A 15,909-nucleotide genomic window follows, 5' to 3' on the forward strand; every position below is an offset into this window, starting at 1 on the left:
TCCTCTCCTGTGTACTGGCGAAGGTACCCGCTGCGCGCCACGCCGACAACCGATTTCAGCGATCGCTGACGATCGCGGCGTCAACTAGCGCCGCGAATTCAGCCGTCAGCGAAGCGCGCGGCAGTGGCTGGCCGTCGAGGGTGTGCACCCGCGCCGCCAGCGTCATACTCGAGACCAGCCAAATTCCTTGCGCGGCAAGCAGATCTGCGATGCGCAATGCGCGGTAGTCGCAGTCGTAACCTTTAGCGCGAGCTACGGCGAACAGGGCCTGCTGCGTCGTGCCGCGCAGGATCGGATACCAGGGCGGCGGAGTCAGCAGGCACACGTTGCCGTCGTCCCCGGCGGTGGCGATCACCACCGTCGAGCGAGGTCCTTCGAGGATGTAGCCGTCGGCGCTGAAGAATATGACGTCGCCCGCGCCGTGGTGGTCGGCATACCGCAGCGCGGCCATGTTGATGGCGTACGACAGGGTCTTGGCGCCGGCCAGCAGCCAGGGCATGTTCTCGACGCCGGACGAGGGCAGTTCGCGGGGCAGTGTGATCGCGGCCAGCCCGTCGCGGCGAACCGTCGCGATCCGGTCGGCAACCGGATTGACCATGACGTATGCCGTTGGCGCCGAGCCGCGCTCACGGCCGCGGCTGTAGACCAGCCGCATCATGGCCTCGTCGCTGGTGTCGCCCACCCACTGCTCGGTCGCTAGGTCGATCGCGTGCCGCCACGCGGACAGGTCCGGCTCCGGCAGCTCGACCAGCTTCGCCGAATGGGTCAACCGGCCCAGGTGCGCGTCGACCAGACAAGCACGGCCGTCGCGGACCAGCAGCGTCTCGAAGACGCCGTCGCCCCGCACTGCCGCGAGGTCGTCGGCGAACAGCAGCGGCGCGCCGGGCGGGTGCACCTCGCCGTCGAGCGTCACGATCACGCCCGGGTGGCCAGTCATGGGGCAAAACTTTAGTGGTGATCGCAAGCGCGGCGAAGCCGGGCGCAGCGGGTCACCACCAGAAACCCCAGCGTGATCGCAAGCGCGGCGAAGCCGGGCGCAGCGGATCACCACCAGAAACCCGCGCGTGATCGCAAGCGCGGCGAAGCCGGGCGCAGCGGATCACCACCAGAAACCCCCGCGTGATCGCAAGCGCGGCGAAGCCGGGCGCAGCGGGTCACCACCGAAAACCTAGCCTCGCAGACCCGTAGAGTTGATACGTGTCCGCAGTTCCCGCACCCGAGAGGAGCCCAGACGCCGGTGCCGTTTGGCACTACGGCGACCCACTGGGCGAGCAGCGCGCCGCCGCAACCGGTGCCGCGCTGGTGGATCGGTCGCATCGCGGTGTGCTGACGCTGACCGGCGCCGATCGGCAGACCTGGCTGCACAGCATCTCCACCCAGCACGTCAGCGAGCTCGCTGACGGCGCCAGCACGCAGAACCTGAGCCTCGACGGGCAGGGCCGGGTCGAAGACCACTGGATTCAGACCGAGCTCGATGGTGTCAGCTATCTCGACACCGAGCCCTGGCGTGGCGAACCGCTGTTGGCCTACTTGCAGAAGATGGTGTTCTGGTCGCAGGTCACCCCGGCCGCCGCCGACCTGGCGGTGCTGTCGCTGCTGGGACCACAACTCGGCGAGCCTGCGGTGCTCGACGCGCTCGGCGTCGACGCGTTGCCCGCCGAGCTGACCGCGACTCCGCTGAGCGGCGGCGGCTTTGTGCGCCGGATGGCCGGTGCCAACCCGAGCCAGATCGAGCTCGACGTCCTCGTTGGCCGCGGTCGTTCGGCGGATCTGCAGCAGCGGTTGACCGCCTCGGGGGTGCGCCCGGCCGGGGTGTGGGCCTACGAAGCCCACCGGGTGGCCGCGGTGCGCCCACGACTCGGCGTCGACACCGACGAACGCACCATCCCGCACGAGGTGGGCTGGATCGGCGGCGCCGTCCACCTCGACAAGGGCTGCTACCGCGGTCAGGAGACCGTTGCCCGGGTGCATAACCTGGGTAAACCGCCACGAATGCTGGTGCTGTTGCACCTGGACGGGTCGGTGGATCGGCCCGCGACCGGCGATCCGGTGCTGGCCGGTGGCCGCGCGGTCGGCCGGCTGGGAACGGTCGTCGAACACGTCGACCTCGGTCCGATCGCGCTGGCGTTGGTCAAGCGCGGCATCCCCGCCGACACCGCCCTGAGCACCGGCGGCGACGCGGAAGTGGCGGCGACGATCGACCCCGAATCGCTGCCGGCGGACGGTGGGCCGGGCGCCGGTCGGGTGGCGGTCGAGCGGTTACGGGGAACGGCTCGATGACGGCTGCTGGACCCCGCGGGGCGCAACAGCACGCGGCCACCGGGCACGCTAAACTGTTCGACAGGACAATAAAGACAAGAGATCGGAGCCGCCTACTTGTTGGGCCGCTCCGTTATTGCGCGAGGGGGTTCCCCCATGGGCCGTGGCCGGGCTAAGGCGAAGCAGACCAAGGTCGCTCGAGACCTTAAATACAGCTCACCGCAGACCGATTTCGAACGGCTACAGCGCGAGCTGTCCGGTTCCGATACTGACGACGCGGACCAGTCGGAGGGCGACGATCCCTGGAGCGACGTGCGCCACTAAGGCTCTACCCGGCTCCCCGCATCGGCGGGCCGAAATCTAGAACCTGGGGTGCTGCCCGACGAGTTTCGCTCGCGGACCGCCTTTTCCACCTTTGTTGATCGTGCCGAGGACCCAGCAGTCCAAGTGCCGGGCGGTCAAGATCGCCAGCGCCCGGTCGGTGTCTTCGGGCGCCACAACGGCAATCATGCCTACGCCCATGTTGAAGGTCTTCTCCATCTCGGCGCGCGAGACGCGGCCTCGCTGAGCGATCATCGCGAAAACCGGCGCGGGCGTCCAGGTTCCGCGGTCCATCTCGGCGAGCAGGCCATTCGGGATGACCCTCTCCAGATTGCCGGCCAAGCCGCCACCGGTCACGTGGCAGAACGTGCGAACTTGCGTTTCGGCGGCCAGGGCCAGGCAGTCTTTGGCGTAGATGATGGTCGGCTCGAGCAGCTCTTCGCCGAGCGTGCGACCGAATTCCTCGACGTAGCCCTCGAGGTTGCCGCGGTCGATCTCCAGCAGCACCTTGCGGGCCAGCGAGTAGCCGTTGGAATGCAACCCCGACGATCCCATCGCGATGATGACGTCGCCCGGCTTGACCCGATCAGGTCCGAGCACGTCGTCGGCTTCCACGACCCCGACGCCGGTGGCGGAGATGTCGTAGTGGTCGGGCTCGATCAGGCCGGGATGCTCGGCGGTTTCGCCGCCGAGCAGCGCGCAGCCCGCTCGCATGCAGCCCTCGGCGATCCCGCCGACGATCGCGTTGAGGCGTTCGGGCACGATGCGGCCGAGCGCAATGTAGTCCAGCAGGAACAGCGGCTCGGCCCCGCAGACCACCAGATCGTCGACGACCATCGCCACCAGGTCCAAACCGACCGTGTCGTGCTTGTCCATCGCCTGTGCGACGGCCAGCTTGGTGCCCACGCCGTCGCTGGAGGCGGCCAGCAGTGGCTCACGGTAGTCGCCGCGCAGCGCGAAAAGTCCGGCGAACCCGCCGAGCTTGCTTACCACCTCAGGTCGGGTGGCCTTGGACGCCAATGGCTTGAACAGTTCGACTGCGCGGTCCCCGGCTTCGATATCGACTCCGGCAGATGCATATGTCGCGCCCGGAGGGGCCGGGTCTTTTCCGCGGGCGGTCATCGCGCTAAAGGCTACCGGTCGACGCCAGGCACGGGTATCTCACACCGTGCAAGAACACCGTCAAGGTCAGGGATGCCGCAGCACGGCGGCCTGCTCGGCCTCCGGTGAAAGCTCGGGGACGATCTCCGAGTGCGCGGCCCCACGCGCGGCATTGGCGAGCATCTGCTCGATGACGTTCTTGCCAAGCGCTGTCTCGCTTGGCAATTCGATCGGGTACTTGCCGTCGAAACACGCCGAGCAGAGTCGCGAGGTGGGCTGCTCGGTGGCGGCGACCAGGCCACGCAGCGAGATGTAGCCCAGCGTGTCGGCGTTGATCGCGTGCCGCACGGCTTCCAGCATCTCGTCTTCGTCTTCGACGGCGTTGGCAATCAGCTCGGCCGGCGATGGGAAGTCGATGCCATAGAAGCACGGCCACTTCACCGGCGGCGACGCGATCCGGACGTGCACTTCGACCGCTCCGGCCTCGCGCAGCATGCGGACCAGGGCGCGCTGCGTGTTGCCGCGCACGATCGAGTCGTCGACGACGATCAGCCGCTTGCCGCGGATGACTTCCTTCAGCGGATTCAACTTCAGCCGGATTCCGAGCTGACGAATGGTCTGCGAGGGCTGGATGAAGGTCCGCCCGACGTAGGCATTCTTCATCAGGCCCTGGCCGTAGGGGATACCGGCCTCCTGCGCATAGCCGACCGCGGCGGGTGTGCCGGATTCGGGGACGCCGATCACCAGGTCGGCATCGATCGGGTGTTCGCGGGCCAGGCGGCGGCCGATCTCCAACCGGGCGCCGTGCACGGAACGACCGGAAATCGTGCTGTCCGGTCGCGCCAGGTAGACGTATTCGAAGATGCAGCCCTTGGGTTCGGGGCTGGCGAACCGGGACGATCGGACGCCGTCGGCGTCGATCGCCAGCAGCTCGCCGGGCTCGATTTCGCGGACGAACGATGCGCCGACGATGTCCAGCGCCGCGGTTTCCGACGCAACCACCCAGCCGCGGTCCAGCCGTCCCAGGCACAGCGGCCGCACACCGTATGGATCGCGCGCGGCGTACAGCGTGTTCTCGTCCATGAACGTCAGGCAGAACGCGCCGCGCACGGTCGGCAGCAGTTCCAGGGCGGCCTGCTCCAGGCTGGAGTCGGCGGCGCCGTGGGCCAACAATGCGCCCAGCATGTCGGAGTCGGTGGTGGCCGCACCCGGCACCTTGCTGTTGAGCAGTCCCGCGTCGCGGCAGCGGGTGACCAGCTCGGCGCTGTTGACCAGGTTTCCGTTGTGTCCCAACGCAACTCCGGTGCCGGCCGCGGTGTTACGGAAGACCGGCTGGGCGTTCTCCCACGTCGGCTGGCCGCTGGTGGAGTACCGGCAGTGCCCGACCGCGACGTGGCCCTCCATGGCCGCCAGCGTCTGCTCGTCGAAGACCTGACTGACCAGGCCGAGGTCTTTGAACACCAGCACCTGCGACCCGTCCGCGACGGCGATGCCGGCGGCCTCCTGGCCGCGGTGTTGCAGAGCGTAGAGGCCGTAGTAGGTCATCTTGGCGACTTCTTCGCCGGGGGCCCAGACCCCGAATACACCGCATTCTTCGCCCGGAGGGTTCTCCAGATGCTCGGAGGCATCAGCTGCATGAACGGTCACGGTGCGGCGGCTCCCCAGGGAACGGATGGTGACGTGGTGAAGTCTACGGAAACGTTGCACGTCTCAACGAATTGGTCGCGCGTGTTGCCGCACCTTCCAACCGGTTTCTGCAGCTCAACAGTCCCATCAGGGCTCAAATGTCGCATGTGCCACAACGGCCACGATCAAGTGTGATCGGAATCGCTCAATCGCACCACCGGCAGCCAGGCCGCGACCTCTCCGGCCCGCGAACCGGACAGCCGCAGGGCTCCCGTCGTCGTCGCGTCCGGCACCTGCAGTAGTCCGGTGGCCAACAGCAGCCAGGTTCGGGGATCGGCCTCCACGACGTTGGGCGGCGTGCCGCGAGTGTGTCGTGGCCCCGCAATGCATTGCACGGCAACAAATGGCGGGATGCGGACCTCGACGCTGGCACCGGGCGCTTCGGCGGCCAGCGTGCGTGCGGTGAGTCGCACGGCGGCCGCGAGGTCGGTACGACTCGGCGCAGGGCGGCTGTCGTCGCGCAGCCAGCCTTCGACAGCGCGGACCGCGTCGCGGGTCTGGGCCGAGTCGGCGTTTTGACGGGGTGCCATGGCTCAGAGTTTCAGTGCGGCACGAACGCGTTCGGTGTCGGCCGGGGTCCAGCCGTCCGGCGGCGCCACCGCGGCCCAGCCGTCGAGAATGTCGTTGCTGTAGTTGTGGCCGTGCCCGCCCGGCACCCCTTCGGCGTTAGTCAGGTCGGCGCTGACCTGCCAGAACGTGACCACCGGGGTCCATCGCATCGCCGGGCTGCGGTCGTGGCCGCGTGGTTCGACGAGCCAGTCGGGCCGGCTGAACAGCAGGTCGGGCGACCACCACACGACCGGGTCGGATGGGTGCTGCAGGAACAGCACCCGGGTGCCCTCCCACGGCGGGCCGGTGACGCGCGTGACGTCGGCGGGGTCGTTCCCCTCGGAGAATCGCACTGTTCGCCCGTTGTCGTAGCGCGGCTGGACTTCTGTGCTGCCGGGATCGCGCCGCGCGATCAACGCGTGCCACAGCGTGCTCTCCTGCGGCGGTCCGACCCACAGCACGGCGTCGAAGCCCATCCGCCGGATGTCGGGCAGCCACCCGAACGCGGCCTGGCCGGCCATCGAGCCCAGGCTTTCGCCGTAGAGCGCCAGCTTCGGCCGATGTTTCGCGGCTAGTTGAGCCCATCGATCATGGACGGTGTGGATCAGCGCCCGCCCCGCGTCCATGGATTTCTGCCGGTCCGCCAGGAACGAAATCCAGCTCGGCAGAAAGGAATACTGCAAACCGACGATCGCGGTGTCACCGTTGTACATCGTCTCCACAGAGCTCGCCGCCACCGGGTCGATCCAGCCGGTGCCGGTGGTCGGCGCGATGACCAGGACTTTGCGATCGAACGCGCCGGTGCGCTCGAGCTCGTCGACCAGGACATCCAGGCGCCCCTGGTCGTCGGGGGCGGTGTGCAGCCCGACGTAGATCCGGATCGGCTCCTTGGCCGGTGCGCCGTTGATCTTCGTCAGCTCCGCGGCATGGGGACCGGTGCCGACGAAGTCGCGGCCCTGAAATCCCAGTGTGGTCCACGGCGCCAACGACTTTGGGCTGCCGGACTTTTCCGGCAGCTGCGGCTGCGTCACCCCGTCGGGTGTGGCACTGTCTTGTGGCTGGAACATCGCGTTGGCGCCGGCGAAGAAGCCGCGGACGAGGACACCGTCGAACAGCAGGATCAGCACCGCCACCACGAGCGCGGTGCCGATGAACAGTGCCACCTCGTCGTGGAGATGCCAGCGTCGAATCAGCGTGCGCGCCAACGTTTTAACGACGTCGACCAGCACCCGGACCGCGGACACCAGCGCCGCGCCGACGAGGATCGCGACGGCCAGCGTCCGCAGGTAGCCCGGGTTCGTCGGCCCTTCGATGCCCATCAGCCCCGACAACTGCCGCTGCCAGGCCGCGGCCGGGATCAGCATCAGCACGCACGCCGTCGGCGCGAGCACCACGACCGCCGCTTTCATCCACCACAGCACTCGCGGCGACGGCGGCCACCACCGGGCGCCGCGGAGCACGAATCGGTATGCGAGCCTGCCGATCAGCACACCCAGGCCGTAACCGAATGCGGCGGTCACACCGCCAATCAGGCCCTGGAACAACCACTCTCGCGGTACCAGTGACGGGGTCAACGACAGACAGAAGAACAGCGCGCCGAACGCCACCCCGACGAATTTCAACCGCAACAGACTCCACGCCCAGACCAGCAGCGAGTGGCGTCGGCGCTGCTCGGTGCTCATCGCAGTAGGGCGGCCAGCACCCCTTCGGACGTGCTGCGCAGCTCCGCCAGTGGCACCGTGAACAATCCCTGAACCTCGACCGCGTCCGAGCCCTGGTCGACGACCCCGATCCGGGTGGCGGGCAGGCCGCGCGCCTCACACATCGAGGTGAAGCGGCTCTCCTCGGTCCGCGGGATCGCCACCAGCACCCGGCCAGACGATTCGGAGAACAGCATCACGAATGGGTCGGCGCCTTCGGGAAGTACGATGCGGCAACCGGTTTCGCCGGCCATTGCCGATTCGACGATGGCCTGAGCCAGTCCACCTTCGGACAGGTCATGCGCCGCGGACACCAGGCCGTCGCGGGAAGCGGCGCCGAGCACGTCGGCCAGTAGTCGCTCGCGGGCCAGGTCGACAGCGGGAGGCACCCCGCCCAGATGGTCGGCGGTGACCTGCGCCCAGATCGACCCGTCGAATTCGTCGTGGGTGTCGCCGAGGAGGATCAGCGTCTCGCCCGGCTCGGCGCCCATCGCTGTCGGGATGCGGCGGGTGACGTCGTCGATCACGCCCAGCACCCCGACCACCGGGGTGGGCATGATCGCCGTCGTCCCAGTCTGGTTGTAGAAGCTGACGTTGCCGCCGGTCACCGGAATGCCAAGGGCCGCACAGCCATCCGCCAGGCCGCGGACCGCCTGCGAGAACTGCCACATCACACCCGGGTCCTCCGGCGAGCCGAAGTTGAGGCAGTTGGTCACCGCGACCGGCGTGGCACCGGTGACCGCGACGTTGCGGTACGCCTCGGCCAGCGCCAGCTGCGCGCCGGCGTACGGATCGAGCTGTGTGTAGCGGCCGGACGCGTCGGTCGACACCGCGATGCCGCGTCCGGTGGTCTCGTCGACGCGCAGTACACCGCCGTCGGCATGCTCGGCCAGCACCGTGTTGCCGCGCACGTAGCGGTCGTACTGTTCGGTGATGAACGCCCGGCTGCACAGGTGCGGACTACCCAGCAGCGCAAGCAAAGTCGCGCGTAGCTCGTCGCCGGTCTTCGGTCGCTGCAGGCCGGCCGACGTGTCGGCGATCAGCGCGTCCTGCGACTCGGGGCGCGCCACCGGGCGCTGATAGACCGGGCCCTCGTGGGCGACGGTGCGCGGCGGAACGTCGACGACGGTCTCGCCGTGCCAGGTGATCTGCAACCGGTCGCCGTCGGTGACTTCGCCGATGGTGGTCGCCAGCACCTCCCACTTGCGACACACCGCCATGAAAGCGTCGACGTTCTCTGGCGCGACCACCGCGCACATCCGTTCCTGCGACTCGCTGGACAGGATCTCGGCGGGCGTCATGTCCTTGGCCCGTAGCGGCACGGTGTCCAATTCGATCGCCATCCCGCCGTCGCCCGCAGAGGCGAGTTCCGATGTGGCGCAAGATAATCCAGCACCCCCGAGATCCTGGATACCGATTACCAAGCCCGCGGCATACAGCTCGAGGCAGCATTCGATGAGCACCTTCTCGGTGAACGGATCGCCGACCTGCACCGAGGGGAGTTTCTTGCGGCCGGAGCCAGACTCGTCGCCGCCGAAGGTTTCCGACGCCAGCACCGACACCCCGCCGATGCCGTCGAGTCCGGTGCGGGCGCCGAACAAGATGATCTTGTTGCCCGCACCCGAGGCGAAGGCCAGGTGCAGGTCTTCCTTGCGCAAGACGCCGACGCACAACGCGTTCACCAGCGGGTTGCCCGCGTAGCAGGCGTCGAACACGGTTTCGCCGCCGATGTTGGGCAGGCCGAGTGAGTTGCCGTAGCCGCCGATGCCGCGGACCACGCCGTCCAGCACCCGACGGGTATCCGGGGCATCCGCAGCCCCGAAGCGCAGCTGGTCCATCACCGCGACCGGCCGGGCGCCCATCGCCATGATGTCGCGGACGATGCCACCGACCCCGGTGGCCGCACCCTGGTAGGGCTCCACGTAGGACGGGTGGTTGTGCGATTCGACCTTGAACGTGACGGCCCAGCCGTCACCGATGTCGACGACACCGGCATTCTCGCCGATGCCGGCCAGCATGGCGGCCCGCATCTCGTCGGTGGTGGTCTCGCCGAAGTACCGCAGGTGCACTTTGGACGACTTGTAGGAGCAGTGCTCGCTCCACATAACCGAGTACATCGCCAGCTCGGCGTCGGTCGGCCGGCGACCGAGGATGTCGCGGATGCGCTGATATTCGTCGTCTTTGAGACCGAGTTCGCGGAACGGTTGCGGCTGGTCAGGGGTCGCCGCGGCCCGCTCGACGGTATCGATCACGTGAGTGAGCCCAGACGTCACAGCGAACAGTCTAGGTGGCGCGGCCGATTAGCCGGTGCCGGCGACGCAGAAGGCGTTGCCCGCCGGGTCGGCGAGCACTACCCAGCGGAAGCTCTCGCCGATGCTGTGCCGACCGACTTCGGTCGCACCCGCGGCCTTGAGCCGGTCCGCCTCGGCGTCGACATCGGCGGCACCGAAGTCCAGGTGCACCCGGTTCTTGCCGGGGGTCGGATCGCCGACTTTTTGGAAGCCCAGCCGCGGCCCGTCCTTGCGGATGACCGCGACGAACGCCCCCGGTATCAATTCCTGTGTCTCGCCGTCGAACTGCTCCGCCCACCACTGGGCAAGCTGCCTGGGGTCGTCGCAGTCGAAGGTGACCATCTCCACATTGAGTGCCATACCCGCGACCCTAGTCCGGCGTCGATGACCTCGGAGGTAATTGTGCGGCCGCACCGGCGACGACAGACTTGCTCTCGAACCACTCAAAACCTGGAGGGAATCGTGACCGATACTCAAACCGCTTCTCCTACACACCGATTCAGCGTCGAGATGTTCGCCGCGTTTTGGGCGGCGCCCACCATGTCGAGCGGGATGGACATCCTGGCCGACGACATCGTCGGGTATTGGCCCGGTGACAGTGAGCCCGTCCGGGGATTCGAGGCCTACACGCAGAAGATCGCCGACATTCTCACCTTCGCACCGGATTTCAAGCTCGAACTCGTCGACAGCGCCACCGCTGCCGGCGCCGTCGAGGGCGAGGAATTGTTCTTCCTGCACTACGTCGGGCACGGGACCGGACCGGACGGGCCGATCGAGATCCGGGGGCTGGATCGCGTCCGCACCCGCGACGGCGTTGTCGTGGAGAACGTAATCCGCTACGACCCCCAGTTCGTCTAGCGGTCGGGTGCCAGAAACGCTTGCAGCGCCGCGGCGTAAGCCGCAACGTCGTTGGCGCCCATCAGTTCTCGTGCGGAATGCATCGCGAGCTGAGGGGCGCCGACGTCGACCGTCGCGATGCCGGTGCGGGCCGCCGTCAGCGGCCCGATCGTCGAGCCGCACGGCAGGTCGGCGCGGTGCTCGTAGCGCTGCAGCGGCACCCCGGCCTGGCGGCAGGCCAGCGCGAACGCGGCGGCGGTCCGGCCGTCGGTGGCATACCGCAGATTCGGGTGCACCTTGAGCACCGGTCCGCCGTTGATCGCAATCAGATGCCCCGGCTCGTGCCGCTCCGGGTAGTTGGGGTGGGTCGCGTGCGCCATGTCCGCCGAAGCCACCATCGACGCCGGTAGCCTGCGCAGGAAGTCCGCGCGCCCGCCACCAGCCGCCAACTCGATGCGTTCCAGGGTGACCAGCAGCAGGTCGGAGTCGGCCCCGTGATCCGAGGTCGACCCGACCTCCTCGTGGTCGAAGAGCGCGAGCACCGGCAGGTATTCGGCCGCCGTTACGCCAAGAAACGCCTCCAGGCCCGCGTAGCAGGACGCCTGGTTGTCCAGCCGGGGCGCGCTGACGAACTCGCCGCCGACACCGGTGACGGTCGACGGCGTCAGATCGTGGGTCATCAGATCGGCGCCCAGCACGTCGTCGGGATCGACCCCCGCCCGCTGGGCGATGTAGCCGATAAACGAGGCAACTCTGCCGGCGCCCCACACCGCGTTGACGTGTCGCTGCGGGTCGAGCGTGAGCGACTTGCGGTCCTCGGCCAGATGGATCGCCAGCTGCGGCACCCGCAGGATCGGGTCGTCGATGCGGACCAGCCGGTGGGCAATACCCGCGCCGTCGTGCACCGAAAGACGTCCGCTGATGCCCAGGTCGCGGTCCAGCCACGAGTTGAGCCAGGCACCGCCGTAGGGCTCCAGCGCGATCATCTGCCATCCGGCGACCTCGCGATCGGGATGTTGCTTGACGCGAAGGTTGGGGCTGTCGGTGTGGCCGCCGACGACCCGAAACGGTCGACCGCCGGCGTCGTCGCCGCTGTTCCAGGCCACTAGTGAGCCGGCCCGAACGATGAAGAACTTGCCGGCGGCGGGCCACTGATCCGCCTCGGCGAGCTCGGTGTAGCCGGCGGAACGCAGCCGCGACGCCACGGTGGCGCAGACGTGAAACGGCGACGGGGAGGCGTCGATGAATTCGCAGAGCCCCTGCGGGGTGGCCACCATAGGCTCAATCTTTTCATCGCGCGCTGGGCGGAGACGTTAGGGTCAACACGTGCCCGATCCGCAGCCGGTTCTCGCGCCGTTGACACCGGCCGCGATCTTCCTGGTGATCACCCTCGACGAGGGCGGGGAGGAGGCCGTGCACGACGCGCTGCCCGGGATCTCGGGCCTGGTGCGCTCCATCGGCTTCCGCGATCCCACCAAACAGCTGTCGGTGGTCACGTCGATCGGGTCGCACGCCTGGGACCGGTTGTTCGACGGCCCGCGACCGGCCGAGCTGCATCCGTTCGTCGCGCTGGACGGCCCCACGCACTCCGCGCCAAGCACGCCAGGCGACCTGTTGTTCCACATCCGCGGCGAGACGCTGGACGTCTGCTTCGAGTTGGCCAATTACCTGCTGCGATCCATGGCCGGCGCGGTGAGCGTGGTGGACGAGGTGCACGGCTTCCGTTTCTTCGACAACCGCGATCTGCTCGGATTTGTCGACGGAACCGAAAACCCGGGCGGCACACCGGCGATCGCGGCAACCGAAATCGGCGACGAGGACCCCGAATTCGCCGGCGGCTGCTACGTGCACGTCCAGAAGTATCTGCATGACATGGCGTCCTGGGATTCGCTGTCGGTCACCGAGCAGGAGCGCGTGATCGGCCGAACCAAGCTGGAAGACATCGAGTTCGACGACGACGAGAAGCCGGCCAACGCCCACATCGCGCTCAACGTCATCAACGACGCCGACGGCAACCAACTTCAGATCGTCCGGCACAACATGCCGTTCGGCGAACTCGGCAAGGGCGAATTCGGCACCTACTTCATCGGCTACTCGCGCACCCCGCAGGTCACCGAACAGATGCTGCACAACATGTTTCTCGGCGATCCGCCCGGCAACACCGACCGGATCCTGGACTTCTCCACCGCTGTCACCGGCGGACTGTTCTTCTCCCCCACCGTCGACTTTCTCGACGACCCGCCGCCGCTGCCGATCTCGGCGGCACCGACTCCGGCGGTACGCACCACATCCGCGGATGGCTCGTTGGCGATCGGCAGTTTGAAAGGAACCCCGCAATGAACAATCTGTACCGCGACCTCGCCCCGATCACCGAAGAGGCTTGGGACGAAATCGAAGTGGAGGCGAGGCGAACCTTCAAGCGGCACATCGCCGGCCGCCGGGTGGTCGACGTCAGCGAGCCGGCCGGACCGGCCGCCGCCGCGATCAGCACCGGACGGCTGATCGACGTGAAATCCCCGTCCGAGGGCGTGGTCACCCATCTTCGCGCGAGTAAACCGCTTGTTCGCCTTAGGGTTCCGTTCGCGTTGTCCCGTTCGGAGATTGACGATGTCGAGCGCGGCTCGCAGGACTCGGATTGGGACCCGGTGAAGGAGGCCGCCAAGAAGCTGGCGTTCGCCGAAGATCGGGCCATCTTCGAGGGTTACGCCGCGGCGTCGATCGACGGTATCCGCAGCTCCAGCAGCAACCCGGCATTGAAGGTGCCCGACGACCCGCGCGCGATTCCGGACATCATCACCCAGGCGCTGTCCGAGCTTCGGCTGGCGGGCGTCGACGGTCCGTATTCGGTACTACTGTCCGCCGATGTCTACACCAAGGTCAGCGAGACCACCGAGCACGGTTATCCGATCCTCGAACACATCAACCGGCTGATCAACGGCGACATCATCTGGGCGCCCGCTATCGATGGCGCATTCGTATTGACCACGCGCGGAGGCGATTTCGATCTGCAGCTCGGCACTGACGTCTCGATCGGCTACCTGTCACACGATGCCGACTCCGTGCAGCTGTACATGCAGGAGACCTTGACGTTCCTGTGTTACACCGCCGAGGCCTCGGTCGCGCTGACCGCGTAGGAGCGAGTGGCTACAGGTCGAGGACGAGGTCGGTTGCCGGAGCCGCCGAACAGATGAGGACCGATTCCGGTCCAGGCGCTTCGAGCGGTGCCTGCACGTAGGTGATTGCGCCGTCTAAGATTCCGGTTTCGCACTCATGGCAGACGCCGCTTCGACAGGCGAACCGGGTTGGCACATCGCAGGCTTCCGCAAGGTCGAGAATGCTTTCGTAGTCGGGCGACCAGTCGACGCTGAGTCCGCTGCGGGCGAAGGTGACCGCGGGCCCCGCCCCAGGGCTGCCGGCGGGCGGATGAGGCGGTGTGTGCGGTCCCTCGGCAACAACGCCTGGGTTGATTGCAGGCAAAGCTCCGAACAGTTCGGTGTGGACGGCCGCCGGATCGAGTCCAGCCGCAACGAGCGCATCGCGAATGTCAGCCATGAATTGGGTTGGGCCGCACAGGTATGCCGAAGCATTCGCGGGCAGCTCGAGCGCAGCGATCGCCGATTGGGCCATCCGGCCGTGCGTCTGGGTGTAGAACACATGCTGCCGGGCATGTGGCAGAGACTCGATCAGTGCACCGACTTCGGCTGAAAACGCTTGGGATTCAGCATTGCGAACGGTGTGCACCCACCAGATATCGCGTGCGCTGTGTGCCGTCGCCAGGGCATGCAGCATCGCCAGTACGGGGGTAACGCCGATGCCGGCCGAGATCAACACCACCGGACCGTCGCCGTCAGAGAGGAAGAAGTCGCCCCGCGGGGCTGCAGCCTCAATGATCGACCCGGTCTCGACGTGAGTGTGCAGCCATCGGCTTACCAAACCCTGGTCTTCGCGTTTGACGCTGATCCGGTAGTCCATCGCACCGGGTTCGTCCGACAGCGAGTAGCTGCGCACCGGCGTCGGGGTGCCGGCCTCGGGAATGCGCACCGTCAGATATTGGCCGGCAAGCGGGCGAGGTAGCGGAGTGCGATCTTCGGTTTCCAGACGAAACGAGGTCACCTGTGGGCTTTCCCGGTGAACTTCGCTGACTCGCAACGGCCGAAATCCGCTCCACCCCGACTCCGCTCCGATCGGTGGAGCCTGACTTGCCGGCATGGCATCGGGCCCGGCAAGCAGGTCGCTGAACGATTGCATCCAGCCGGGGCTGAGCGCCGGAACGTCGACAATCTGACGGAGCTGTTCGACGTCGCGGTTCGGCAGGTACAACAGAGCGTCGACGTCGGCGACAGTGAGCTCGTGGCGGCCGCGGCGCGTCAGCACGATGTCGTCGCCCGCGCGGACGTATCCCTCTTTGAGAACCCGAAAGTAGAAGCCCGGACGGTGCTCAGCGACAAGCAATTTGGGCATCTCCGGCTCGTTTAGTCGCAGGCCGACCCGGTAGCACGTGACCCGCGGCTGAGTGACCTCGAATTCGGCGCTGCCGATCCGATAGCGATCACCGATGCACACGTCGTCGTCGGGAAGCCCGGTGACCGTGAAATTCTCGCCGAAATGACCGGGCTTCAGGTCTTCACGATGCAGGTAGCTCTTCCAGAAGTCGTATGACTCGAGCTGGTACACCATCACTGCACGTTGTTCACCGCCGTGACCGGCTAGGTCGCCCTGGCCGTCGCCGTCGAGGTTGAGACGTCGCGCCATGACCGGTCCATCGACCGGCTTTTTCCAGATCCCTGTATAGACGGCCTTGTCGTGCCATTGAACATTCTTAGGCAAGCCAACGTTGACCGAGACAAGCGTGCCCACTTCGGCTCCTCTCGAGGGCCCTGCTGGTTGTCTACACCAGCGGCTCGCCGCCGTCTACCCTCAGCGCCATGCCGGTCGATGCGGTCCGTGAGGTTGCGTACCGGTGATGCGGGCCAAGTAGTCGGGTTGCCGTTGACACAGTCACTGCCCCCGCGAGGTCGCTGCCGCGGCCGGCAACCAGAATCGTTCTGTCCTGCAAAGCATTAGCCATCGGCCGGCGGATGGTCAACGTCTGCCAACAACTATTGCCAGGCGGCCGTCGAAGTGCATAATGGGTTGAACATCCCATAACCGCGAATGACCGAGCG

14 protein-coding genes are annotated in these 15,909 nt (G+C 67.2%); 5 read left to right on the forward strand and 9 right to left on the reverse strand.

Going from position 1 to position 15,909, the window contains the following annotated elements:
* Window positions 1-55 precede the first annotated feature (55 nt).
* Window positions 56-937 carry an aminodeoxychorismate lyase gene (locus tag A5658_RS21865; RefSeq protein ID WP_067340004.1) on the reverse strand — a complete coding sequence of 294 codons (882 nt, stop codon included), beginning with the start codon at window positions 935-937 and terminating at the stop codon, window positions 56-58.
* Window positions 938-1,197: 260 nt separating this feature from the next.
* Between A5658_RS21865 and A5658_RS21870 the strand changes: the two genes are divergently transcribed.
* On the forward strand, window positions 1,198-2,280 hold the full coding sequence (locus A5658_RS21870) for a folate-binding protein YgfZ (protein WP_067340007.1): 1,083 nt from the start codon (window positions 1,198-1,200) through the stop codon (window positions 2,278-2,280).
* Window positions 2,281-2,415: 135 nt separating this feature from the next.
* Complete coding sequence (locus A5658_RS27735; RefSeq protein WP_082993350.1) at window positions 2,416-2,583, forward strand: DUF3073 domain-containing protein; 168 nt, start codon at window positions 2,416-2,418, stop codon at window positions 2,581-2,583.
* A gap of 36 nt (window positions 2,584-2,619) precedes the next feature.
* Here A5658_RS27735 and purM read toward each other — a convergent pair whose 3' ends face one another.
* From purM to A5658_RS21900, 6 genes are all read right to left on the reverse strand, one after another.
* On the reverse strand, window positions 2,620-3,702 hold the full coding sequence (gene purM / locus A5658_RS21875; protein WP_067340009.1) for a phosphoribosylformylglycinamidine cyclo-ligase: 1,083 nt from the start codon (window positions 3,700-3,702) through the stop codon (window positions 2,620-2,622).
* A 66-nt stretch (window positions 3,703-3,768) separates the two neighbouring features.
* Window positions 3,769-5,328: an amidophosphoribosyltransferase gene (purF, locus tag A5658_RS21880; RefSeq protein WP_067340011.1), complete on the reverse strand. Its 1,560-nt coding sequence runs from the start codon at window positions 5,326-5,328 to the stop codon at window positions 3,769-3,771.
* 164 nt (window positions 5,329-5,492) lie between these two features.
* Window positions 5,493-5,897 (reverse strand): sterol carrier family protein, encoded by a 405-nt coding sequence (locus A5658_RS21885; protein ID WP_067340013.1) that lies wholly within the window; start codon window positions 5,895-5,897, stop codon window positions 5,493-5,495.
* Between the two features lie 3 nt (window positions 5,898-5,900).
* On the reverse strand, window positions 5,901-7,598 hold the full coding sequence (locus A5658_RS21890; protein ID WP_067340015.1) for an alpha/beta-hydrolase family protein: 1,698 nt from the start codon (window positions 7,596-7,598) through the stop codon (window positions 5,901-5,903).
* Entirely contained in the window at window positions 7,595-9,868 is a 2,274-nt protein-coding gene (gene purL, locus A5658_RS21895) for a phosphoribosylformylglycinamidine synthase subunit PurL (RefSeq protein ID WP_156751597.1), read from the reverse strand. Before purL ends, A5658_RS21890 begins: the two co-directional genes overlap by 4 nt.
* A 48-nt stretch (window positions 9,869-9,916) precedes the next feature.
* Window positions 9,917-10,267 carry a VOC family protein gene (locus A5658_RS21900; RefSeq protein ID WP_067340018.1) on the reverse strand — a complete coding sequence of 117 codons (351 nt, stop codon included), beginning with the start codon at window positions 10,265-10,267 and terminating at the stop codon, window positions 9,917-9,919.
* A gap of 102 nt (window positions 10,268-10,369) precedes the next feature.
* On the opposite strand from A5658_RS21900, the gene A5658_RS21905 reads away from it, so the two are divergent.
* Complete coding sequence (locus tag A5658_RS21905; RefSeq protein ID WP_067340020.1) at window positions 10,370-10,765, forward strand: nuclear transport factor 2 family protein; 396 nt, start codon at window positions 10,370-10,372, stop codon at window positions 10,763-10,765.
* Here A5658_RS21905 and A5658_RS21910 read toward each other — a convergent pair.
* Window positions 10,762-12,021, reverse strand: a complete 1,260-nt coding sequence (locus tag A5658_RS21910; RefSeq protein WP_067340022.1) for a M18 family aminopeptidase — start codon at window positions 12,019-12,021, stop codon at window positions 10,762-10,764. The two genes, A5658_RS21905 and A5658_RS21910, sit on opposite strands and share 4 nt — an antisense overlap.
* Window positions 12,022-12,070: 49 nt before the next feature.
* Between A5658_RS21910 and A5658_RS21915 the strand changes: the two genes are divergently transcribed.
* Both A5658_RS21915 and A5658_RS21920 read left to right on the forward strand, forming a co-directional pair.
* Window positions 12,071-13,084 (forward strand): Dyp-type peroxidase, encoded by a 1,014-nt coding sequence (locus A5658_RS21915; RefSeq protein ID WP_067340025.1) that lies wholly within the window; start codon window positions 12,071-12,073, stop codon window positions 13,082-13,084.
* Entirely contained in the window at window positions 13,081-13,878 is a 798-nt protein-coding gene (locus A5658_RS21920) for a family 1 encapsulin nanocompartment shell protein (RefSeq protein ID WP_067340027.1), read from the forward strand. The genes A5658_RS21915 and A5658_RS21920 overlap by 4 nt, the downstream gene beginning before the upstream one ends.
* 10 nt (window positions 13,879-13,888) lie before the next feature.
* On the opposite strand, the gene A5658_RS21925 is transcribed toward A5658_RS21920, so the two are convergent.
* Window positions 13,889-15,601 (reverse strand): MOSC and FAD-binding oxidoreductase domain-containing protein, encoded by a 1,713-nt coding sequence (locus A5658_RS21925; protein ID WP_067340029.1) that lies wholly within the window; start codon window positions 15,599-15,601, stop codon window positions 13,889-13,891.
* Window positions 15,602-15,909 lie beyond the last annotated feature (308 nt).

The sequence above is a fragment of the Mycobacterium sp. 1245111.1 genome (assembly GCF_001673405.1).
Lineage (GTDB): Bacteria > Actinomycetota > Actinomycetes > Mycobacteriales > Mycobacteriaceae > Mycobacterium.